The 19,754-nt window shown below is 72.8% G+C and carries 18 protein-coding genes; 7 read left to right on the top strand and 11 right to left on the bottom strand.

Features of this window, described 5'->3' with window-relative positions; genetic code table 11:
* Window positions 1–6: 6 nt before the first annotated feature.
* Both ACFQW6_RS18960 and ACFQW6_RS18955 read right to left on the bottom strand, forming a co-directional pair.
* Window positions 7–1,176 (bottom strand): right-handed parallel beta-helix repeat-containing protein, encoded by a 1,170-nt coding sequence (locus ACFQW6_RS18960; RefSeq protein ID WP_378549057.1) that lies wholly within the window; start codon window positions 1,174–1,176, stop codon window positions 7–9.
* A gap of 1 nt (window position 1,177) precedes the next feature.
* Window positions 1,178–2,842, bottom strand: coding sequence for a phospho-sugar mutase (locus ACFQW6_RS18955; RefSeq protein ID WP_378549054.1), 1,665 nt, complete (start codon window positions 2,840–2,842; stop codon window positions 1,178–1,180).
* A gap of 59 nt (window positions 2,843–2,901) precedes the next feature.
* Here ACFQW6_RS18955 and ACFQW6_RS18950 point away from each other — a divergent pair, with 59 nt between their 5' ends.
* Both ACFQW6_RS18950 and ACFQW6_RS18945 read left to right on the top strand, forming a co-directional pair.
* The gene (locus ACFQW6_RS18950) at window positions 2,902–3,273 is read left to right on the top strand and encodes a VOC family protein (protein WP_378549051.1); all 372 of its coding nucleotides are present in this window, start codon (window positions 2,902–2,904) and stop codon (window positions 3,271–3,273) included.
* Between the two features lie 16 nt (window positions 3,274–3,289).
* Complete coding sequence (locus tag ACFQW6_RS18945) at window positions 3,290–3,934, top strand: MOSC domain-containing protein (protein WP_378549048.1); 645 nt, start codon at window positions 3,290–3,292, stop codon at window positions 3,932–3,934.
* Window positions 3,935–3,999: 65 nt separating this feature from the next.
* On the opposite strand, the gene tpx is transcribed toward ACFQW6_RS18945, so the two are convergent.
* Window positions 4,000–4,497, bottom strand: a complete 498-nt coding sequence (tpx, locus tag ACFQW6_RS18940; protein ID WP_378549045.1) for a thiol peroxidase — start codon at window positions 4,495–4,497, stop codon at window positions 4,000–4,002.
* A 39-nt stretch (window positions 4,498–4,536) separates the two neighbouring features.
* On the opposite strand from tpx, the gene ACFQW6_RS18935 reads away from it, so the two are divergent.
* Entirely contained in the window at window positions 4,537–5,856 is a 1,320-nt protein-coding gene (locus ACFQW6_RS18935; protein WP_378549042.1) for a DUF2252 domain-containing protein, read from the top strand.
* Between the two features lie 35 nt (window positions 5,857–5,891).
* Here ACFQW6_RS18935 and ACFQW6_RS18930 read toward each other — a convergent pair whose 3' ends face one another.
* Genes ACFQW6_RS18930 through ACFQW6_RS18910 form a run of 5 tightly spaced genes read right to left on the bottom strand, consistent with a single transcriptional unit; the run spans window position 5,892 to window position 9,483 of the window.
* Window positions 5,892–6,884 carry an aldo/keto reductase gene (locus tag ACFQW6_RS18930; RefSeq protein WP_378549039.1) on the bottom strand — a complete coding sequence of 331 codons (993 nt, stop codon included), beginning with the start codon at window positions 6,882–6,884 and terminating at the stop codon, window positions 5,892–5,894.
* 58 nt (window positions 6,885–6,942) lie between these two features.
* Window positions 6,943–7,317: a MerR family transcriptional regulator gene (locus tag ACFQW6_RS18925; RefSeq protein WP_378549036.1), complete on the bottom strand. Its 375-nt coding sequence runs from the start codon at window positions 7,315–7,317 to the stop codon at window positions 6,943–6,945.
* A gap of 33 nt (window positions 7,318–7,350) precedes the next feature.
* Window positions 7,351–8,148, bottom strand: coding sequence for an NAD-dependent epimerase/dehydratase family protein (locus tag ACFQW6_RS18920; RefSeq protein ID WP_378549033.1), 798 nt, complete (start codon window positions 8,146–8,148; stop codon window positions 7,351–7,353).
* A gap of 8 nt (window positions 8,149–8,156) precedes the next feature.
* Entirely contained in the window at window positions 8,157–8,981 is an 825-nt protein-coding gene (locus ACFQW6_RS18915) for a purine-nucleoside phosphorylase (RefSeq protein WP_378549030.1), read from the bottom strand.
* Window positions 8,982–9,030: 49 nt separating this feature from the next.
* Window positions 9,031–9,483 (bottom strand): gamma-glutamylcyclotransferase, encoded by a 453-nt coding sequence (locus ACFQW6_RS18910; protein WP_378549028.1) that lies wholly within the window; start codon window positions 9,481–9,483, stop codon window positions 9,031–9,033.
* Window positions 9,484–9,550: 67 nt separating this feature from the next.
* On the opposite strand from ACFQW6_RS18910, the gene lpdA reads away from it, so the two are divergent.
* On the top strand, window positions 9,551–10,954 hold the full coding sequence (lpdA, locus tag ACFQW6_RS18905) for a dihydrolipoyl dehydrogenase (RefSeq protein ID WP_378549025.1): 1,404 nt from the start codon (window positions 9,551–9,553) through the stop codon (window positions 10,952–10,954).
* Window positions 10,954–12,345: an NAD(P)H-quinone dehydrogenase gene (locus ACFQW6_RS18900; protein ID WP_378549022.1), complete on the top strand. Its 1,392-nt coding sequence runs from the start codon at window positions 10,954–10,956 to the stop codon at window positions 12,343–12,345. Before lpdA ends, ACFQW6_RS18900 begins: the two co-directional genes overlap by 1 nt.
* Here the strand turns inward: ACFQW6_RS18900 and ACFQW6_RS18895 are convergent.
* Together ACFQW6_RS18895 and ACFQW6_RS18890 are read right to left on the bottom strand one after the other, a co-directional pair.
* Entirely contained in the window at window positions 12,281–13,189 is a 909-nt protein-coding gene (locus tag ACFQW6_RS18895) for a DNA-formamidopyrimidine glycosylase family protein (RefSeq protein WP_378549019.1), read from the bottom strand. The two genes, ACFQW6_RS18900 and ACFQW6_RS18895, sit on opposite strands and share 65 nt — an antisense overlap.
* 56 nt (window positions 13,190–13,245) lie before the next feature.
* The gene (locus ACFQW6_RS18890) at window positions 13,246–14,061 is read right to left on the bottom strand and encodes a hypothetical protein (RefSeq protein ID WP_378549015.1); all 816 of its coding nucleotides are present in this window, start codon (window positions 14,059–14,061) and stop codon (window positions 13,246–13,248) included.
* Window positions 14,062–14,159: 98 nt separating this feature from the next.
* On the opposite strand from ACFQW6_RS18890, the gene ACFQW6_RS18885 reads away from it, so the two are divergent.
* The gene (locus tag ACFQW6_RS18885) at window positions 14,160–15,401 is read left to right on the top strand and encodes a SpoIID/LytB domain-containing protein (protein ID WP_378549012.1); all 1,242 of its coding nucleotides are present in this window, start codon (window positions 14,160–14,162) and stop codon (window positions 15,399–15,401) included.
* Entirely contained in the window at window positions 15,398–16,342 is a 945-nt protein-coding gene (locus ACFQW6_RS18880; RefSeq protein WP_378549009.1) for an SGNH/GDSL hydrolase family protein, read from the top strand. Before ACFQW6_RS18885 ends, ACFQW6_RS18880 begins: the two co-directional genes overlap by 4 nt.
* Here ACFQW6_RS18880 and ACFQW6_RS18875 read toward each other — a convergent pair.
* Entirely contained in the window at window positions 16,329–19,721 is a 3,393-nt protein-coding gene (locus ACFQW6_RS18875; protein ID WP_378549004.1) for a pyruvate carboxylase, read from the bottom strand. The two genes, ACFQW6_RS18880 and ACFQW6_RS18875, sit on opposite strands and share 14 nt — an antisense overlap.
* Window positions 19,722–19,754: the final 33 nt, after the last annotated feature.

Here is a 19,754-nt window from a genome sequence, read left to right as displayed (position 1 = left end):
GGGTGGTCAACGGAGCTCGTGGGCTCCGAGGTCGACCGGTCCCGACGTGCGACGCCGCACGAGCCCGGTCGGGGCGGCGTGCTCGAGACGGGGCCGCCAGCGGCGGGGGACGCGGACGCCTCGGTCGACGGCGGGCGACGACGCGGTGAGCCGGAAGTCCTCGCGGGCGGGATCAACGAAGCCGCCGAGGCCGACGCGGCGGTTGGCCCGCGCGTCGCGGGCCGCGCCGCTGGTGAGCTCAGCGGATCCGACCAGGAGGTTGTTGCGCAGGTGGGCCCGGCTCCCGTCGGCGAGGGCGACGTACGTGCCGGAGGTGCGCTGGTTGACGAAGGTGTTGTTGACGACCCAGATCGTGCGGCTCGGGTTGGTCAGGCCCTCGGCGCCGTAGGAGACGAGCGCCGGGTTCTCCGACCGCGGGCCCTGGACGACGACGTTGCCGGCGACGAGCGACAGCCCGCCGTCGGGCAGGTCGATCGAGTAGCTCGCGGTGGCGTCGCCGTCGCTGATGCGGTTGGCGACGATCGTGTTGCGGGCCGCGCGGGACTTGAGCTCGTGGCCGGTGTCGGCCCGCGAGAGCCAGCTGCCGGTGACCGTCAGCGAGCGGACGGCGCCGACGTAGAGGTTGTGGGAGTAGCCGTCGCCGTAGCCGTTGCGGAAGAAGCGCGACCGCTGGATGACGATGTCGCTCCCGGGGTCGGCACCGGTGAGGATGCCGTTCTCGTTGTCGTGGAACCAGCTGCGCGTGACGGTGAGGTCGGTGCCCTCCTGGCGGATGCCCGCGCCGTTGCGGTCGGGCACCGCGGCACCACTGAGCTCGATCCGGTCGACGGTCGCCCGGTCGCCGGCGATGACCCAGATCGCCTTGCCCTGCGCGTCGCTGCCGTCGGCGCGCAGGTGGGCCCGCCCGCCGTCGCCGCGCAGCGTCAGGTCGTCCTGGGTCCAGGTCGCCACGTCGCCGGAGTAGGTGCCCGGGTCGATCAGCACCGTGTCGCCGTCGCGGGCGACCGCCGCGGCCGCACTGGGGGTCGTCAGCTCGCGGTCGGGCCCGACGCGCCACGTGCGCGGACCCACGTCGGCGTACGACGTCGTGGCGGGCGCCGCGGCGAGCAGGCCGGCGGCGAGGGCGGCGGCGAGGCCGAGGGCGCGGGCGCGGGCGAGCGGCGTCGCGGCGCGCACGTCAGCCCCCGAAGGCCGCGCCCCGCAGGTCGGCCTTGATCGCGTCGAGCCGGCCCGCGGCGGAGATCCGGGCCGCGTCCGCGCCGGCCCCGTCGGGCCCCGTCTCCACCGGGATCACCACCTCGAGGTAGCACTTGACCTTGGGCTCGGTGCCGCTGGGACGCACGATCACCCGGGCGCCCTCGGCGAGGGTGTAGCGCAGCCCGTCGGTCGGCGGCAGTGCGGCCGATCCCTCGGAGAGGTCCTCCACCAGCTCGACCGCCAGGCCGCCGAGCGTGGTCGGCGGAGCGCTGCGCAGCCGATCCATGGTGGCTGGGATGGCGGCGAGGTCGTCGAAGCGCACCGACAGCTGGTCGGTGGCGTGCAGGCCGTGCTGACGAGCGATGTCGTCGAGGAGGTCGGTGAGGCCGCGCCCCTCGGCCTTGGCCTGCGCGGCGAGCTCGCACACGAGCAGCAGCGCCGAGACGCCGTCCTTGTCCCTCACGTGCTCGGGGTCGCAGCAGTAGCCGAGCGCCTCCTCGTAGCCGAAGGCGAGGCCCTCGACCCGGCCGATCCACTTGAAGCCGGTCAGGGTCTCCTCGTGCGGCTGCCCGGCCGCGGCGGCCATCTTGCCGAGCAGGCTGGAGGAGACGATGGAGTTGGCGTAGGTGCCCTGCCGCCCCCGGGCGAGCAGGTGGTGCGCCAGCAGGGCGCCCACCTCGTCGCCGCGCAGCATCCGCCACCCGTGGACGTCGGGCACCGCGACGGCGCAGCGGTCGGCGTCGGGGTCGTTGGCGACCACCAGGTCGGCCTTGTGCTCCGCGGCGAGCGCCATCGCCAGGTCCATGGCGCCCGGCTCCTCCGGGTTGGGGAACGAGACGGTCGGGAAGTCGGGGTCGGGGTGCTCCTGCTGCTCGACGACGTGCGGGGCGTCGAAGCCGGCGGTCTCCAGCACCTGCGCGACGGTGGTGCCGCCGACGCCGTGGAGCGGGGTGTAGACGATGCGTAGGTCGCGCGGGCCGTCCTCGGCCAGGCCCGCGACCGTGTCGAGGTAGCGGTCGACGATCTCCTCGCCGACGAGGCGGCCGGCGTCACCGCGCGGGAGGTCCGCGAGCGGGCCGACTGCGGCGATCCGGGCCGCGATCTCGGTGTCGGCGGGCGGGACGATCTGGCTGCCGTCGCCGAGGTAGACCTTGTAGCCGTTGTCCTGCGGCGGGTTGTGGCTCGCGGTGACCATCACCCCGGCCGCGCAGCCCAGCTCGCGGATCGCGAACGCGAGGAGCGGCGTGGGCAGCGTCCGCGGCATCACGAGGACCTTGAAGCCGGCGCCGGTCATGATCTCCGCGGTGTCGCGGGCGAAGACGTCGGAGTTGTGGCGGGCGTCGAAGCCGATCACGACGGACCCGCCGCTGTGGCCGGTGTCGCGGAGGTACGCCGCCAGGCCGGCCGCCGCGCGCGTGACCACGACCCGGTTCATCCGGTTGGGGCCGGCGCCCAGCGGCCCGCGCAGGCCGGCGGTGCCGAACTCGAGGGTGCCGGCGAAGCGGTCGGCGAGGTCGGTCTCCGCGCCGCGCTCGGCATCGGCGACGACCGCCTCCAGCTCGGCGCGCGTCTGGTCGTCGGGGTCCTCTGCTGCCCAGGCGCGGGCCGCCTCGAGCAGGGCGGTCTGGTCGGTCGACACGGTCATGGACGCACGCTATCCCCACGGGGCGTGACGGTGTCGGTGGGCGGTGCCACGATCAGGGCATGATCGATCACCTGGGCATCAACTGCACCGACCTGCCGCGCGCGGCGGCGTTCTACGACCGGGTCCTGGGCGTGCTGGGGCACCGACGCGTGATGGACGTCGAGGTGGCCATCGGCTACGGCACGGAGCAGCCGGACTTCTGGATCAGCACCTTCGAGGGCGTCGGTCCCAACCGCGAGGTCCACGTGGCCTTCCGCGCCCCCGACGCCGCCACCGTCCGCGCGTGGCACGCCGAGGCCGTCGCCGCCGGGGCCGAGTCGCTCCACGAGCCGCGGCTGTGGCCGGAGTACCACCCGGCCTACTACGGCGCGTTCGTCCGCGACACCGAGGGCAACAACATCGAGGCCGTCTGCCACACCGGCGACTCCTGACGGCTAGCGTGGCGGCGTGCCAGCCGTCGTCCGCTCCGTCAACGCCGGCACGGCCTCGCCGGTCCAGGGCCTGAAGCGGCCCAGCGGGATCCACAAGCGCCCGGTCGACGTGATCGAGGTGCGCGACCCCGGGCCGAAGCGCGGTGGGCTCGGCAGCGGAGTCGTCGGCGACGCGATCATCAGTCGCCGGCACCACGGGGGGACGACCCAGGCGGTCTACGCCGTCGCCCGCGAGGAGCTCGACTGGTGGAGCGAGCACCTCGGCCGCGACCTGCCCGACGGCATGTTCGGCGAGAACCTCACCACCCTCGGTCTCGAGGTCGACACGGCCGAGGTGGGGGAGCGGTGGCAGGTCGGCCGCACGCTCCTCGAGGTGTGCGGGCCCCGCATCCCGTGCGCGACGTTCGCCAAGCACATGGCCGAGCGCGCGTGGGTACGCCGCTTCGCCGAGCGCGGCCTGACCGGCGCCTACCTCGCCGTGGTCGAGCCCGGAGCGATCCGGGCGGGCGACCCGGTCGAGGTCGTCGAGCGGCCGGGCCACGGGCTCACCCTGCCGATGTACTTCCGGGCCCTCATGGGCGACCGGGACCTCGCCGCTGCCTGCCTGGCCTCGGGGCTGCTCCCGCGGGTCGAGCACGACTGGCTCGCGCGGCGCCAGTAGGGCAAGGACGACGGTGGCCGCCGACCCATCGGGTCCGCGGCCACCGGTCGGAGGAGTCGCTCGCCTCAGCCGAGAGCGGCCACCGCGGCGTCGTAGTCGGGCTCGACGCCGATCGCGTCGGTGAGCTGGGTGTGCAGCACGGTGCCGTCGGTGTCGACGACGACCACGGCGCGGGCGAGCATGCCCTGCCACCCGCCGTCGGCCATCGCGATGCCGTAGTCGTCGCCGAAGGAGGACCGGAACGCCGACCCGACGAGGACGTCGTCGATGCCCTCGGCGCCGCAGAAGCGGGCCTGGGCGAGGGGGAGGTCCACCGAGACGTTGACCACGGCCGTGTTGTCGAGGCCGGCCGCGAGCTCGTTGAACCTCCGGACGCTCGCCTGGCACACGCCGGTGTCGATGCTGGGGAAGATGTTGAGCACGATCCGCTTGCCGGACACGTCGGCGTCGGTGAGGGCCTGGAACTGGGAGTCGACGAGGTCGAAGCCGGGTGCCTTCGAGCCGACCGCGGGGAGCTCGCCCACGGTGCTGACGGTGTTGGGGCCGAGTTGTGTGGTTGCCATGGCCCCAACCTACTGGCCGTCGGACCTAGAGTGCCCAGCATGGCCACCTCGCGAACCGACGCCCGCGCCGACGTGATCATCGACGTGCTGCAGGACGCGTTCGCGCCGCTCATGCGGGCGGACCCCGCAGCCTTCCGGGCGAAGTACCGCAAGATGGCGCGCGACCCGCTGGCGTTCTACCGCGGGTCTGCCTGCCTGTTCTACTGCGACGTCACCGGTGAGGACGACCCCTGGGCGGACCACGGGGCCGAGCGCATCTGGATCCACGGCGACCTGCACGTGGAGAACTTCGGCACCTACCTCAACTCCGACGGCCGGCTGATCTTCGACGTCAACGACTTCGACGAGGCCTACGTCGGGCGCTTCACCTGGGACCTGCAGCGGTTCGCGGCCAGCCTGGCGCTGCTCGGCTGGCAGAAGGCGCTGCCCGAGGACGCGATCCGCAAGCTCGTCGCACGCTACGCGCGCTCCTACCTCGCCCAGGTCAACCACTACACGGGCACGCACGACGACGAGGAGTTCGAGATCCGGCTCGACACCGCGCACGGACCGGTCCTCACGGCTCTGGAGTCGGCGCGGAAGAAGCGGCGGGCCGACCTGCTCGACGGCGTGACAGGCATGCAGCACGGCACCCGGAAGTTCAGCGAGGACGGGACGACCCGACGGCTCTCGAGCACCGAGCGCTCGAAGGTGGTCGAGGCCTTCCGGGCCTACCTCGACACGATCCCGGACTCCAAGCGGTTCGACCGGGACCTGTTCTACGAGCTGCGCGACGTCGTCGGGAAGTCCGGCTTCGGCATCGGGAGCGCCGGCCTGCCGGCGTACAACGTGCTGGTCGAGGGCTACAGCCAGGCGCTCGACAACGACGTGGTGCTCAGCATGAAGCAGGCCAACATCCCGGCCGTGAGCCGCTTCGTCGACACCGCCGAGGTCGACGCGTACTTCGACCACGAGGGCCACCGCACGGCGGTGAGCCAGCGGGCGCTGCAGGTGCACACCGACCCGCTGCTCGGCCACACGAGCATCGACGGTGTCGGCTACGTCGTGGCGGAGGTCTCCCCCTACGAGGTCGACCTGGACTGGAGCGAGATCAACGAGCCCGGGGACATGCGCGCCGTGGTGGACCTGCTCGGTCGCGCGACCGCCAAGATCCACTGCGCCTCCGACGAGGACAGCCAGCAGGACCTCGTCGACTTCCAGGTCGAGGAGGCGATCCGTCGCTCGCTCGACGGGCGCCGCAACGACTTCGTGTCGTGGCTGTGCGACTGGGGCATCGCGTACGCCGTCCGCGTGCGCGAGGACCACGCGCTCTTCGTCGACGCCTTCCGCGAGGGTCGGGTGGGGATCGCGTCGACCTGACACCCGACCCCCGCGGGAGCCGACGGGGGCGTCGCTCAGGCGTCGATGGTGGACATGTCGCCGTAGCGGTCACCGGCCACGGCGTCGCGCGGCACCGCCTGCTCCAGCGCGGTGAGGTCGTCCGCGGTGAGCTCGACGTCGAGCGCACCGACGTTCTCCTCGAGGTAGCGCACCCGCTTCGTCCCGGGGATCGGAGCGACCCCGAGCCGGTCGTCACCCTGGGCGAGCACCCAGGCGAGCGCGAGCTGGCCGGGCGTGCAGCCCTTGTCGGCGGCCAGTTCCCTGACCTTGTCGACGAGGGCGAGGTTGGCGTCGAGGGCATCGCCGGTGAAGCGCGGGAAGCGGCCGGTGGCGCGGGAGTCGTCGGACTCGAGCGACTCGCGGGTGACCGCCCCGGTCAGCATGCCGCGACCGAGCGGGGAGTAGGGGACCAGCCCGATCCCGAGCTCGCGCAGCGCCGGGACGACCTCGTCCTCGACGTCGCGCGTGAACAGGGAGTACTCCGACTGCAGTGCGGCGATCGGGTGCGTCGCGTGGGCCCGGCGGATCGTGTCCGCGGACGCCTCCGACAGCCCGAGGTGGCGCACCTTGCCGGCCTCGACGAGCTCCTTCATGGCGCCGACGGTCTCCTCGATCGGAACTGTCTTGTCGACGCGGTGCTGGTAGTAGAGGTCGATGTGGTCGACGCCGAGCCGTCCGAGCGAGGCGTCGCACGCGCGGCGCACGTAGTCGGGGGAGCCGTTGATGCCGACCCAGGAGCCGTCGGGGTTGCGCTCGTTGCCGAACTTGGTGGCGAGCTGGACCTCGTCGCGGCGGTCCTTGATCGCCCGGCCGACCAGCTGCTCGTTGGTGAACGGGCCGTACATGTCGGCGGTGTCGAGGAAGGTCACACCGAGGTCGAGGGCCCGGTGGATCGTGTCGATGCCCGACTGCTCGTCGGGGGTGCCGTAGAACTCCGACATCCCCATGCAGCCGAGGCCGAGGGCGGAGACGGTGAGGGAGCCGATCTGTCGTGTCTGGATGCTCATGCCTGCCACCCTTCGCCTTCGAGCGCGCTCCAAGTCAACCCCCCGGCGGGGGTCGGGCTCAGGCGCCCGGCGCGACCTTGTTCTCGTAGAGCGCGATCTTGTGGTCGATGGCCCGCAGGTGGCCCGTCACCTCGGCGAGCTGGCGCTCCACGACCTCGCGGTGCGCGAGCAGCAGGCCCAGGCGCTCGGCCTCGTTGCCGTCGCCGTCGCGCACCAGCTCGGCATAGCGGCGTACGTCCCGGATGGGCATCCCGGTCGCGCGCAGCCGGGTCACCATCTGGATCCACCGCAGGTCATCGGCGGTGTAGCGACGGTGGCCGGACGGGGCCCGGTCGACCGAGTGCAGGAGCAGTCCGTCACGCTCGTAGTAGCGCAGCGTGTGGGCCGTGAGCCCGGTCTTCTCGGCCGCCTCGGCGATGCTCAGGCTGGTCATCGGACCAGTGTCGGACTTGGAGCGTGCTCGAAGTCAAGCGCCCAGGGCGGGACGGTGGAACTGCGCCGTCGCGAACGGGCCTCCGACGAACGCGGCCTCCGCGTCGTCCTGAGGGCCGGGCTCGACCCGGTCGGCGTACGCCTCGGCGTCGTCCTGCGGCTCGTAGCCCAGCCGGCGACCCGGCTCGAGGTCCCACCACGCGCGGGTGTTCGCGCTGATGCCGTAGAGGACGGCGTAGCCGGGAGCGGGGGTGCTGAGCGCCGCCTCGACCATCCGCACGCAGTCACCGTGGGAGAGCCACGTCGACAGGCCGCGCACGCTGGTGGGCTCCTCGAGGAACGAGCCGATCCGGCACGCGACGGCGTCGATGCCGTGGCGGTCGGCGAAGAGGTGCAGGAGCGCCTCGGCCGCCACCTTGGCGACGCCGTAGTAGGTGTCCGCGCGGGGCAGGGCCCGCTCGGTCAGGGTGCCGTCCGCCCGGAGCGTGCGGCCGACGGCGTGGTTGGAGGAGGCGTAGACGATGCGCGGCACGTCGTGGGCCACCATCGCGTCGAGGAGCGCAGCGGTCGTCACGACGTGGGAGGTGAGCTCATCGGGCAGCGACGCCTCGTCGGGGATGCCCGCGAGGTGCACGACGGCGTCGAGCCGCTCCTCGGCGAAGACCGCCTCGACGGCGTCGCCGTCGGCACAGTCGCCCTCGTGCCAGGTGAAGGGCGTTCCGTCGGGCGGCGGGACCAGGTCGAGGCCCACCACGTCGTGGCCGGAGGCGGCCAGGCCGGTGGTGACCACCCGGCCGATGCTGCCGGCGGCACCGGTGACGAGGACACGCATCGCCGGCCTCAGATCCTCGCCGCGACCTGGCTGAGCAGGCCGCCCATCCGGCTGGCCGCGGAGCGACCCGCCTCGAGGACCTCCTCGTGGTTGAGCGGCTCACCGCTCAGGCCGGCGGCGAGGTTGGTGACCAGGCTGATGCCGAGGACCTCCATGCCCGCCTCGCGGGCGGCGATGGCCTCCAGCGTGGTGCTCATGCCGACGAGGTGGCCGCCCATGATCCCGGCCATCCGGACCTCGGCCGGCGTCTCGTAGTGGGGGCCGGGGAACTGCACGTAGACGCCCTCGTCGAGGGAGTCGTCGACCTCCTTGCACATCGCGCGCAGGCGCGGGCTGTAGAGGTCGGTCAGGTCCACGAAGTTGGCCCCCACGATCGGGCTCGTGCCGGTGAGGTTGATGTGGTCGGAGATCAGCACCGGTTGGCCGGGCCGCCACCCCTGCTTGAGGCCGCCGCACCCGTTGGTCAGGACGATGGCCGAGCAGCCGGCCGCGGCGGCCGTGCGCACCGGGTGCACGACGGCGGCGACGCCCTTGCCCTCGTAGAAGTGGGTGCGCGAGAGGAAGACCAGGAGGTTCCTGTCGCCGTCGGGGGTGGTCTGGCGGATCGAGCGGATCTTGCCGCTGTGCCCCGCGACGGCGGCGGCGCTGAAGCCCGGGAGGTCGGTCGTGTCGATCTCGGCGGTCGCCTCGCCGAGCGCGTCCACGGCCGGGAGCCAGCCCGAGCCCAGCACCAGCGCGATGTCGTGGCGCTCGACGCCGGTCAGCTCGGCGAGCCGGGCGGCCGCATCGGCGGCGCTCTCGTAGGGGGTGGGGACGGGGGCTGCGTGGGTCACGCCGGGAACTCTAGACGGACCGCGCCGCCGGTGCTCCGGGCGTGGTCGCTCAGAGTCCGGTGGAGCGGCAGGCGCGGCGACGGAGGGCCGCGACGTAGTCCTCGGGCGCACCTGCGGCGTCGGCCGCGTCGGCGAGGACCCCGAGGTAGGACGCCGAGGGCAGGCCCCCCTCGTAGGCGTCGAGGACGTAGGCCCACACGACCTGCTCGCCGGTCAGCGTCTGCACCCGCACCTTGGTCTTGCGGTAGAGCCCGGTGTCGGCGGCCTCCCAACCGTCGAGCAAGCGCTCGTCCTCCGGCGTGACGTCGTAGACCGCCACGAAGACCTGCTCGAACGGGTCCTGGACGATCGTGGAGAGGGCGCCGTCCCAGCCGTGCTCCTCGCCCCCGAACGTGAGCCGCCAGCCGGTCAGCCACCCGGTGGAGTGGAGGATGGAGTGCGGGCAGCGCTCGCCCATGCGGGCGGGATCGAGGTTCGTCCCGTAGGCGGCGTACAGCGTCACGGGCCACACAGTATCGAGCCCCGACCTCGGGTGTTCCCCGTGCACGGCCGACAACTAGGCTGGGCGCGTGACCGACACCCACTTCGACACCCTCGTCCTCGGCGCCGGCCCCGGTGGCTACGTCGCCGCGATCCGCGCCTCCCAGCTCGGCCAGAAGGTGGCCGTGGTGGAGGAGAAGTACTGGGGAGGTGTCTGCCTCAACGTCGGCTGCATCCCGTCGAAGGCCCTGCTGAAGAACGCCGAGCTGGCGCACACGCTCCAGCACGAGAAGGCGAAGTTCGGCATCGAGGGCGACGCCACGATGTCCTTCGGCCCGACCCACAAGCGCAGCCGCGACGTGAGCGCCGGCATCGTCAAGGGCGTCCACTTCCTGATGAAGAAGAACAAGATCACCGAGATCGACGGCTGGGGCACCCTGACCAGCGCGACCGGGATCGACGTCAAGGGCAAGGACGGCGAGACCACCGGCTACACCTTCGACAACCTGATCCTCGCCACCGGCGCCACCGTGCGCCTCGTGCCGGGCGTCGAGCTGAGCGACAACGTGGTCACCTACGAGGAGCAGATCCTCACCGACCAGCTGCCCGGCTCGATCGTCATCGGCGGCTCCGGCGCGATCGGCGTCGAGTTCGCCTACGTGATGGCCAACTTCGGCGTCGACGTCACGATCGTCGAGTTCCTCGACCGGATGGTCCCCACCGAGGACGCCGACATCTCCAAGGAGCTCCTCAAGCACTACAAGAAGCTCGGCGTGAAGGTGCTGACCTCCACGGCGGTCAAGAAGGTCGAGGACACCGGTTCGGGCGTCAAGGTCACCGTCGCGCCCGCCGCGGGTGGCGACGAGCAGGTGCTGGAGGCCGACAAGTTCCTCGCCGCCTTCGGCTTCGCCCCGCGGGTCACGGGCTTCGGCCTGGAGAACATCGGCGTCAGCGTGTCGGAGCGTGGCGCGATCGAGATCGACGACTACTGCCGCACCAACGTCGACAACGTCTACGCGATCGGTGACTGCACCGGCAAGCTGATGCTCGCCCACGTCGCGGAGGCGATGGGCATCGTGGCCGCCGAGACGATCAACGGCGCCGAGACGATGCCGGTCGAGTACGACTTCGTGCCGCGCGCGACCTACTGCATGCCGCAGGTCGCGTCGTTCGGCTACAGCGAGGCCCAGGCGAAGGAGAAGGGCTACGACGTCAAGACCGCGACGTTCCCCTTCACCGCCAACGGCAAGGCGATGGGCCTCGGCGAGGCCTTCGGCTTCGTGAAGGTCGTCGCCGACGCCGAGCACAACGAGATCATCGGCACCCACATGATCGGCCCCGACGTCACCGAGCTGCTGCCGGTCATGACGCTGGCGCAGAAGTGGGACCTCACCGCCGACGAGGTGGCCCGCAACGTCTTCGCGCACCCGACGCTCGGTGAGGCCGTCAAGGAGGCCGTCCACGGCATCGCCGGTCACATGATCAACCTCTGATGACCGACCACATCGTCATCATCGGCGGCGGTCCGGGCGGCTACGAGGCCGCCCACGTGGCCGCGCAGCTGGGTGCGCAGGTCACCGTCGTCGACACCGACGGCGTCGGCGGCTCGGCGGTGCTCACCGACTGCGTGCCGAGCAAGACGCTGATCGCGACGGCCGAGCTGATGACCGACATGTCGACGGCGCAGGAGCTCGGGGTCAACTTCCACGACCACCAGGGCGACGCGGCGACGACCATCAGCGTCGACCTCGCCCGGGTCAACGCCCGGGTCAAGCAGCTCGCGGCCGACCAGTCGACCGACATCGCGGCCCGCCTCGACCGCGACGGCGTACGCGTCGTCACCGGTCGTGGCCGCCTCGGGCCGGACCTCACCGTCGTCGCCACCACGGCCGACGGCGAGGAGACCCTGCAGGCCGACGCGGTCATCGTCGCGACCGGCGCGGCGCCCCGCACGCTGCCGAGCGCCCAGCCCGACGGCGAGCGGATCCTCACCTGGGAGCAGGTCTACGACCTCACCGAGGTGCCGGAGAAGCTGGTCGTCGTGGGCTCGGGCGTCACCGGCGCGGAGTTCGCGAGCGCCTACCTCGCGCTCGGCATCGATGTCACGCTGGTCAGCAGCCGCGACCGGGTGCTGCCCGGCGAGGACGCCGACGCCTCGGCGGTGCTGGAGGACGTGGCCACCCGCCGCGGGATGAAGGTGCTCAGCCGCTCACGCATGCAGTCGGTGACCCGGGAGGGCGACGAGGTCACGGTGACCCTCACCGACGGCCGCACCGTCACGGGCAGCCACTGCATCCTCGCGCTCGGCTCGGTGCCCAACACCGCCGATCTCGGCCTCGAGGAGGCGGGTGTGGCCGTGGACGACGCCGGCTTCATCACCGTCGACCGGGTCTCGCGCACCTCGGCGCGCGGGATCTACGCCGCCGGCGACTGTACGGGTGTGCTGATGCTGGCCTCGGTGGCGGCGATGCAGGGCCGGATCGCGATGTGGCACTTCCTCGGCGACGCGGTCGCACCGCTGGACCTCAAGAAGGTGTCGTCCAACGTCTTCACGTCGCCCGAGATCGCGACCGTCGGCTGGTCGCAGCAGGCCGTCGACGCCGGTGAGATCGAGGCCGAGGTCGTCACCCTGCCGCTGGCCGGCAACGCCCGCGCCAAGATGCAGGGCGTGCGCGACGGTTTCGTGAAGCTTTTCTGCCGTCCGGGCACCGGCATCGTCGTCGGAGGAGTGGTCGTCGGGCCGCGCGCCTCCGAGCTCATCCACCCGGTGTCGGTCGCGGTCGCGGAGTCGCTGACCGCCGACCAGCTCGCCCACGCGTTCACCGTCTACCCGTCGATGAGCGGGTCGGTCGCCGAGGCCGCGCGGCGCCTGCACCACGTCTGATCCCGGGTCCGTCCCCGACGCGGGCCTCCGGGCCCGGGCCGGGCTGGCACGCCGGGCACCACCAGGTGCGGCGGTTGGCGGCGTCGCCGGCCACCTCCGCCTGCACGCTCACCGGGCCGCCGCACCGGCGGCAGCCCTGCCGCTGGCGGCCCGTGACCCAGTGGTCGTCGCCCCTGACCGGTGAGCCGGTCGTCACCTGGTAGGCACCCGGGACGGTCGCGGAGTGGCGCAGCATGGTGGCGGCACGCTCGACCAGCCGGGGGACGTCGACCTCGCCGATCGGCGTCCACGGGCTGACGCCGCTGAGGAAGGCGAGCTCGTTGGCCCAGAGGTTGCCCAGGCCGGCCAGCGACCGCTGGTCGAGCAGCGCGGTCACCAGCGGTGTGGTCGGCGCGGCGAGCAGGCGGCGGACCGCCTCCTCCGCGTCCCAGTCGTCACGCAGGGGATCGGGCCCGAGGTGGCCCACGAGGTCCGACTCGCGATCGGTGGGCACGAGGGCGAGGTCGTGGAGCCGGATGCCGTGGACCGTGCGGCCGTCGGCGAGGCCGAGCACGAGCCGGACGTGCGGCCGGACCGCGCCCGGCAGCCGCTTGCCCGGCGCCAGCGTCGACCACGACCCGTCCATGCGCAGGTGGCTGTGGAGGGTCGCCGGCGGGGAGCCCGCTGTCGGTCCGAACCGGGTCAGCAGGTGCTTGCCGTGGGTGTCGTGACCGAGGACCTCGCGACCGGAGAGGTCGCGCGTGGCCAGGCCGGGCGTGCGGAAGTCGGAGCGCTCGACCGTGTGCCCGGCCAGCTGGCGGTCCAGCCGGCGGGCGAGCTTGAAGACGCTGTCTCCCTCGGGCACCAGTCAAGTGTTACAGGCGGGTGGGACAGCCGGATGCTCAGCAGTCGAACGAGGGGTCAGCCTCCGCCGCCGTCCCCGCTTCCGCCGCCGTCACCGCCTCCGCCGCCGTCACCCCAGCCACCGCCACCGTCACCGCCCCAGCCACCGTCGCCGTAGCCGGAGTAGTCGTGGCCGCCGATCATTCCGCCGCCCTCCCACGCGCCGGGGTCGGTCCAGGCGAGGGCGAGCGGCAGCCGGGTGTCGGACGTCCCGGGCCGCGGGCCGGCGTACGTCATGGTGAGCCGCTCGGCCTCGATCCGGCCTTCGTCGACCAGCTCGGCGTACCAGCCACCGGCCCACGCCGCGTAGAGCGGGCCGGAGGCGAACCACGCCACGCGGCGGTTGCCCAGGCGCACCAGCCGTACGTCGGGCTGCTCGCCGACCGCGAGCCGCTCGGCATCACGGAAGCAGACCGGGACGTCGCGGGTCACGCCGCCCGCGGGTGCCCACGCAACGTCACGGGTCGCCGGGCCGTGCGCCGGGTCGAAGAAGCAGGGCGGACGACGCTCGGGCCGTCGCGCGCCGGACTGCGCGGCGAGCACGCACGCCCGGGAGAAGCGACCGTCGGCGAGGGTGCGGGTCACGCCGGTGATCTCGGCCGTGGTGCCGGCGCGCCCGAGCGCGGCCTTGGCGTCCTCGTAGGCGTCGAGAGCGCGCTGGTAGTCGGCGCGCACGTCGTCGTCCAGCGGGCTGGCCAAGGTCTCCAGGTGCAGCGTCGCCAGCTCCTCCCCGAAGCGAGTGACGTCCTCGTCCGCCGCCCGCCGGACGTGCCGGAACGCGTCGAGCTCGGCGAGCTCCCGCTCGTGCCGGTCGCGCCGTCGCCGTCCGAGCATCTCCCCATGGTGCCACCGATCGCGCCGTCTCGACCCCGGGATGTCCGGACCGCCTGTAACCTCGGAGGTTCGTCGTCCGTTCTCGGGGGAGAGACCACATGCTGACCCGTTCCCGCCTGCTGCCGATCGCGCTCGCCGCGAGCGCGCTGCTGCTGCCTGCCCTGCCGGCGTCGGCGGCCGAGGCGTCGGGAGCCGACCCGCGCCAGAAGGTCGAGGCCTGGACCGTCCCCGGCAGCAGCGCGATCACCATCACCGGCCACGGCTTCGGCCACGGCAACGGCATGTCGCAGTACGGCGCGCTGGGTGCGGCCCAGCAGGGCCTGACCTGGCAGCAGATCAACGAGTTCTACTACCCGGGCACGACCTGGGGATTGGTCCGCGGCAAGCTCCGGGTACTCATCACCGCCGACACCGGACGAGACGTGCAGGTCGCGGCCGAGCGTGGCCTCAAGGTCGGCCGGGTGGGTCGCTCGCGGACCTGGCGCCTGCCCTCGAACAGCGCGCGCAAGTGGCGCCTCGTCGCGGCCGGCCGCGACACCGCCGTCCAGTGGACGAAGGGCGGCTCGTGGCGCACCTGGAAGAAGGTCCGCGGCGAGGCGGAGTTCGGCGCCGCGGACGGCCGCCTGACCCTCGTGCTGCCCGGCGCCCGCCGCGACTACCGCGGCACGCTGCAGTCCGTGGCCCCGCGCCTGGGCGGCAAGCGGGAGACCGTCAACCGGGTCGGCATGGAGGCCTACCTGCGCGGCGTCGTGCCGGAGGAGGTCCCCGCGCTGTGGACCCCGGCGGCGGTCAGCGCCCAGTCGGTCGCGGCCCGCACCTACGCGGCGTTCGAGCGTTCGCACCCCAGCGCCTCCCACTACGACCTCTGCGACACCACGCAGTGCCAGGTCTACGGCGGCGCGGACGTGGAGCACCCGGCGGCGACCGCGGCCATCGAGGCCACGGCCGGGCAGGGCCTCTTCTTCGAGGGGCGACCGGCGTTCACGCAGTTCTCCGCCAGCAACGGCGGCTTCTCGTCGGCCGGCTCCATGCCCTACCTCGTGGCGCAGCCCGATCCCTACGACGGGCTCGTCAACCCGACCTACTCGACGTGGACCACCACCATCGACGACACGCAGGTCGAGAAGCACTGGCCCGACCTGGGCGACCTCACCGGCATCGAGGTCGTCACGCGCGACGGCAACGGCGAGTGGGGCGGACGCGTCACCAACATGGCGTTCGTCTTCACCGGCGGCCGGGCGGCGCTGAGCGGGGACGACGCCCGCTCGTATCTCGGCCTCTACTCCGACTGGTTCACGTTCAGCGTCATCCCGCGGCAGAAGGGCCCCGCGCGCCCGTGACCCGACGATTCACGTTGGCGGCAGCAGTCGTCGCCCTCGCTCTCGCGGCGTCCGCCTGCGAGTCCGGCCAGGCGGCCGGCGACCGCGAGGTCGACCTGCCCGACCCCGTCGTCGAGACCGAGGTGACCGCCCCCGTCGACTACGTCGCGATGGGCGACTCGTTCTCGGCCGGCCCCTTCATCGGCACGATGCGCACCGACCCGCAGGGCTGCGCGCGCTCCCAGGACAACTACCCGGCCTTCCTGGCCGACTGGCTCGACGTCGCCAGCTACACCGACGTGACCTGCTCGGCCGCCACGACCAGGGACCTCTACGCGCCGATGGTGATGTTCGACGGCAACACCACCGGGCCGCAGGTCGACGCGCTGTCGGCCGGGACCGACCTGGTCACCCTCGGCATCGGCGGCAACGACTTCGGCATCTACGACTCGCTCATCCAGTGCCAGCGCGGACCCGCGGTGGCCTGCCCGGTCGACCAGCTGCGCGCGGACACCGGCAAGGTCTCCGGCCGGGTCCAGGACGCCGTGCGGCGGATCGTGGAGGTCGCGCCCGAGGCCGAGGTCCTCGTCGTCGGCTACCCCGACATCCTCCCCACCGAGGGCACCTGCCCCGCCGTCGGCGTGCCGGCCGAGGTACTGGCCCCGGTCACCGCGGTCGCCGCCATGCTCAACGCCTCGATCCGCCGCGGGGCCCGGGCGGCAGGAGCGTCGTACGTCGACATGGCGGCGGTGTCCGACGGCCACGACGTCTGCGCCAAGGGCCGGGCGTGGGTCAACGGCCCGCGGTTCCGCGCCGGCATCGCGGCGCCGTTCCACCCCAAGATCAACGGCATGCGCGCGGTGGCCACCGAGGTGTACCGCCAGGTGACCGGGGAGGACCCGGAGGAGATCACGGAGTACGCCGAGCCCGACCCCGACGTGGTCGTGCTCAACGAGGGCTGATCACCAGCACCAGGTCGCCGCCCTCGACGGCCTGGGTGGCGGGCACCGCGAGCCGGCTGACCGTCCCGGCGACCGGTGCGGTGATGGAGGCCTCCATCTTCATCGCCTCGATCGTCGCCACCGTCTGGCCCGCCTCCACGCTGTCGCCCTCGGCGACGGTGACCGTCACCGCGCCGTCGTAGGGCGCCGCGACGTGGCCGCTGTCGGTGGGGTCGGCCTTCTCGGCCGAGACGACGTCCGCGGAGATGCTGCGGTCGCGCACCTGCACCGGCCGCATCTGGCCGTCGACGGTCGCCATCACGTTGCGGATGCCGCGCTCGTCGGGCTCGCTGATCGCCTCGAGGCCGAACAGCATCTCGCGGCCCTCGCGCACCCGCACCGGATGCTCCTCGCCGCGCCGCAGGCCGTAGAGGTAGTCGATGGTCGACACGGCCGACAGGTCGCCGTAGGACTCGCGCGACTCGCGGAACGCGGCCGTCGGGCCCGGGAACAGCAGCTCGTTGAGGGTCGCGCGCCGGTCGGTCGCCAGGCTGGTCTGCTGCTCCTCGGTGAGGCTCTCGGTCGGCTGCTTCCAGGTGCGACCGGCGAGCGCCTTGGTGCGGAACGGCTCCGGCCAGCCGCCGGGCGGGTCGCCCAGCTCGCCGTTGAGGAAGCCGATCACGGAGTCCGGGACGTCGTACGACGCCGGGTCGGCCTCGAACTCCGCCGGGTCGGCGCCGGCCGCGACGAGCGCGAGGGCGAGGTCGCCGACGACCTTGGACGACGGCGTCACCTTCACGACGTTGCCGAGGATGTCGTTGGCCGCGGCGTACATGTCCTCGACCTGCTCGAACTTCTCGCCGAGGCCGAGCGCGATCGCCTGCTGGCGCAGGTTGGACAGCTGTCCGCCGGGGATCTCGTGGCGGTAGACCCGGCCGGTGGGGGACGGCAGCCCGGACTCGAAGGGCGCGTAGACCCGGCGCACGGCCTCCCAGTAGGGCTCCATGGCGTTGACCGCGGCGAGCGAGAGCCCGGTCTCGCGGTCGGAGTGGTCGGTCGCCGACACCAGCGCCGACAGGGCGGGCTGCGACGTCGTTCCGGCCATCGAGGCGCACGCGGCGTCGACGGCGTCGACCCCCGCGTCGATCGCCGCGAGCAGCGTGGCGAGCTGGCCGCCGGGGGTGTCGTGGGTGTGCAGGTGCACCGGCAGGTCGAAGCGCTCGCGCAGCGCCGTCACGAGGGTGCGGGCGGCCGGGGCGCGCAGCAGGCCGGCCATGTCCTTGATCGCCAGCACGTGGGCACCGGCGTCGACGATCTGCTCGGCCAGGCGGAGGTAGTAGTCGAGCGTGTAGAGCCGCTCGTCGGGCGAGGACAGGTCGCCGGTGTAGCAGAGCGCCACCTCGGCCACCGACGTGCCGGTGGCGCGGACGGCGTCGATGGCGGGGCGCATCTGCGAGACGTCGTTGAGGGCGTCGAACACCCGGAACACGTCGATGCCGGTCTCCGCGGCCTCCTGCACGAAGGCCTCGGTGACCTGCGTCGGGTAGGGCGTGTAGCCGACGGTGTTGCGCCCGCGCAGGAGCATCTGCAGGCCGACGTTGGGGATCGCCTCGCGCAGCGCCGCCAGCCGCTCCCACGGGTCCTCGGCCAGGAAGCGCAGCGCGACGTCGTACGTCGCCCCGCCCCAGCACTCGACCGACCACAGCTGCGGCGTCGTCCTGGCGACGTGGTCCGCGACCCCGAGCAGGTCGCGGGTGCGCACGCGCGTCGCGAGCAGCGACTGGTGGGCGTCGCGGAAGGTGGTGTCGGTGACGGCGACCTGGTCCTGCGCGCGCAGCCGGCGGGCGAACTCCTCGGGCCCGACCTCCCGCAGCAGCTGGCGGGTGCCGTCGGGCACCGGCTGGCTGCGGTCGAGCGGCGGCAGCTTGCTGGCGGGGGTGACGGTGACGGGCGCGGCGCCGTGGGGCTGGTTGACGGTGACGTCGGCGAGGTAGGCCAGGAGCTTGGTGGCGCGGTCGCCGCCGAGGCTGGCCTTGAGCAGCGACGGGTGGTCCTCGATGAACGACGTCGTGACGCCGCCGGCGGCGAAGTCGGGGTCGGCGAGCACGGCCTGGAGGAAACCGACGTTGGTCGAGACGCCGCGGATGCGGAACTCCAGCAGGGCGCGGCGCGCCTTCTGCACGGCCGCCTCGAAGGTGCGGCCGCGACAGGTCAGCTTGGCCAGCATCGAGTCGAAGTGGGGGCTGATCTCGGCGCCGGAGTAGGTGGTGCCGCCGTCGAGGCGCACGCCCGGTCCGCCGGGGGAGCGGTAGGTGGTGATCTTGCCGGTGTCGGGCCGGAACCCGTTGGCGGGGTCCTCGGTGGTGATCCGGCACTGGAGCGCGAAGCCGCGGGGCTGCACCGAGTCCTGGGTGAGGTCGAGGTCGGCGAGGGTGGCGCCTGCCGCGATCAGCATCTGCGACTGCACGAGGTCGACGGCGGTGATCTCCTCGGTGACCGTGTGCTCGACCTGGATGCGCGGGTTCATCTCGATGAAGACGTAGCGCCCGGCGGGGTCGAGCAGGAACTCCACGGTGCCGGCGTTCTTGTAGCCGATCTCGCGGGCGAAGCGGACCGCGTCGGCGCAGATGCGGTCGCGGAGCGCGGGGTCGAGGTTGGGCGCGGGCGCGATCTCCACGACCTTCTGGTGGCGGCGCTGCACCGAGCAGTCGCGCTCGTAGAGGTGGATCACGCCGCCCTCCTCGCCGGTCCCGTCCGCCAGGATCTGCACCTCGATGTGGCGCGGGTCGACGACGGCCTGCTCGATGAAGACGGTCGGGTCGCCGAAGGCGCCCTCGGCCTCGCGCATGCAGGTCTCGATCGCCTCGCGCAGGTCGGCGCGGTCCTCCACGCGCCGCATGCCGCGGCCGCCGCCACCGGCGACGGCCTTGACGAAGAGCGGTGCCTCGATCTGCTCGGCCGCCGTGAGGAGCTCCTCGACGTCGGTGGACGGCGGGACGGACTCCAGCACGGGCACGCCGGCGGCCTTGGCGGCGGCGATCGCGCGTGCCTTGTTGCCGGTGAGCGTGAGCACCTCGGCGCTGGGACCGATGAAGGTGATGCCCGCGGCCGCGCACGCCTCGGCGAGGGCGGGGTTCTCCGAGAGGAAGCCGTAGCCGGGGTAGATCGCGTCGGCGCCGCAGCGGACCGCGACGTCGACGATGGCCTGCGGGTCGAGGTAGGCCCGGACGGGGTGGCCCTCCTCGCCGATCTGGTAGGCCTCCTCGGCCTTCATGCGGTGCTCGGACCAGCGGTCCTCGTGCGGGAAGACGGCCACCGTGCGCACGCCGATCTCGCGCGCTGCACGGAAGGCCCGGACTGCGATCTCGCCACGGTTGGCGACGAGCACCTTGGAGAACATGGGGCGCACGCTATCGAGAGACGTGTGTGGCGT

The sequence above is a fragment of the Nocardioides sp. GCM10028917 genome (genome assembly GCF_042666175.1).
In the GTDB taxonomy this organism is placed as follows: Bacteria; Actinomycetota; Actinomycetes; order Propionibacteriales; family Nocardioidaceae; genus Nocardioides.
The sequence above is the reverse complement of the archived record's forward strand: the minus strand, read 5'-3'. Positions and strand labels throughout refer to the sequence as shown.

Excerpts from the sequence above, each read along its gene's own strand:
- ACFQW6_RS18885 (WP_378549012.1), top strand. The coding sequence starts at position 14,160 with ATGCTGACCCGTTCCCGCCTGCTGCCGATCGCGCTCGCCGCGAGCGCG.
- ACFQW6_RS18920 (WP_378549033.1), bottom strand. The coding sequence starts at position 8,148 with ATGCGTGTCCTCGTCACCGGTGCCGCCGGCAGCATCGGCCGGGTGGTC.
- ACFQW6_RS18950 (WP_378549051.1), top strand. The coding sequence starts at position 2,902 with ATGATCGATCACCTGGGCATCAACTGCACCGACCTGCCGCGCGCGGCG.
- ACFQW6_RS18930 (WP_378549039.1), bottom strand. The coding sequence starts at position 6,884 with ATGAGCATCCAGACACGACAGATCGGCTCCCTCACCGTCTCCGCCCTC.
- ACFQW6_RS18935 (WP_378549042.1), top strand. The coding sequence starts at position 4,537 with ATGGCCACCTCGCGAACCGACGCCCGCGCCGACGTGATCATCGACGTG.
- ACFQW6_RS18955 (WP_378549054.1), bottom strand. The coding sequence starts at position 2,842 with ATGACCGTGTCGACCGACCAGACCGCCCTGCTCGAGGCGGCCCGCGCC.
- ACFQW6_RS18925 (WP_378549036.1), bottom strand. The coding sequence starts at position 7,317 with ATGACCAGCCTGAGCATCGCCGAGGCGGCCGAGAAGACCGGGCTCACG.
- ACFQW6_RS18875 (WP_378549004.1), bottom strand. The coding sequence starts at position 19,721 with ATGTTCTCCAAGGTGCTCGTCGCCAACCGTGGCGAGATCGCAGTCCGG.
- ACFQW6_RS18890 (WP_378549015.1), bottom strand. The coding sequence starts at position 14,061 with ATGCTCGGACGGCGACGGCGCGACCGGCACGAGCGGGAGCTCGCCGAG.
- tpx (WP_378549045.1), bottom strand. The coding sequence starts at position 4,497 with ATGGCAACCACACAACTCGGCCCCAACACCGTCAGCACCGTGGGCGAG.
- ACFQW6_RS18900 (WP_378549022.1), top strand. The coding sequence starts at position 10,954 with ATGACCGACCACATCGTCATCATCGGCGGCGGTCCGGGCGGCTACGAG.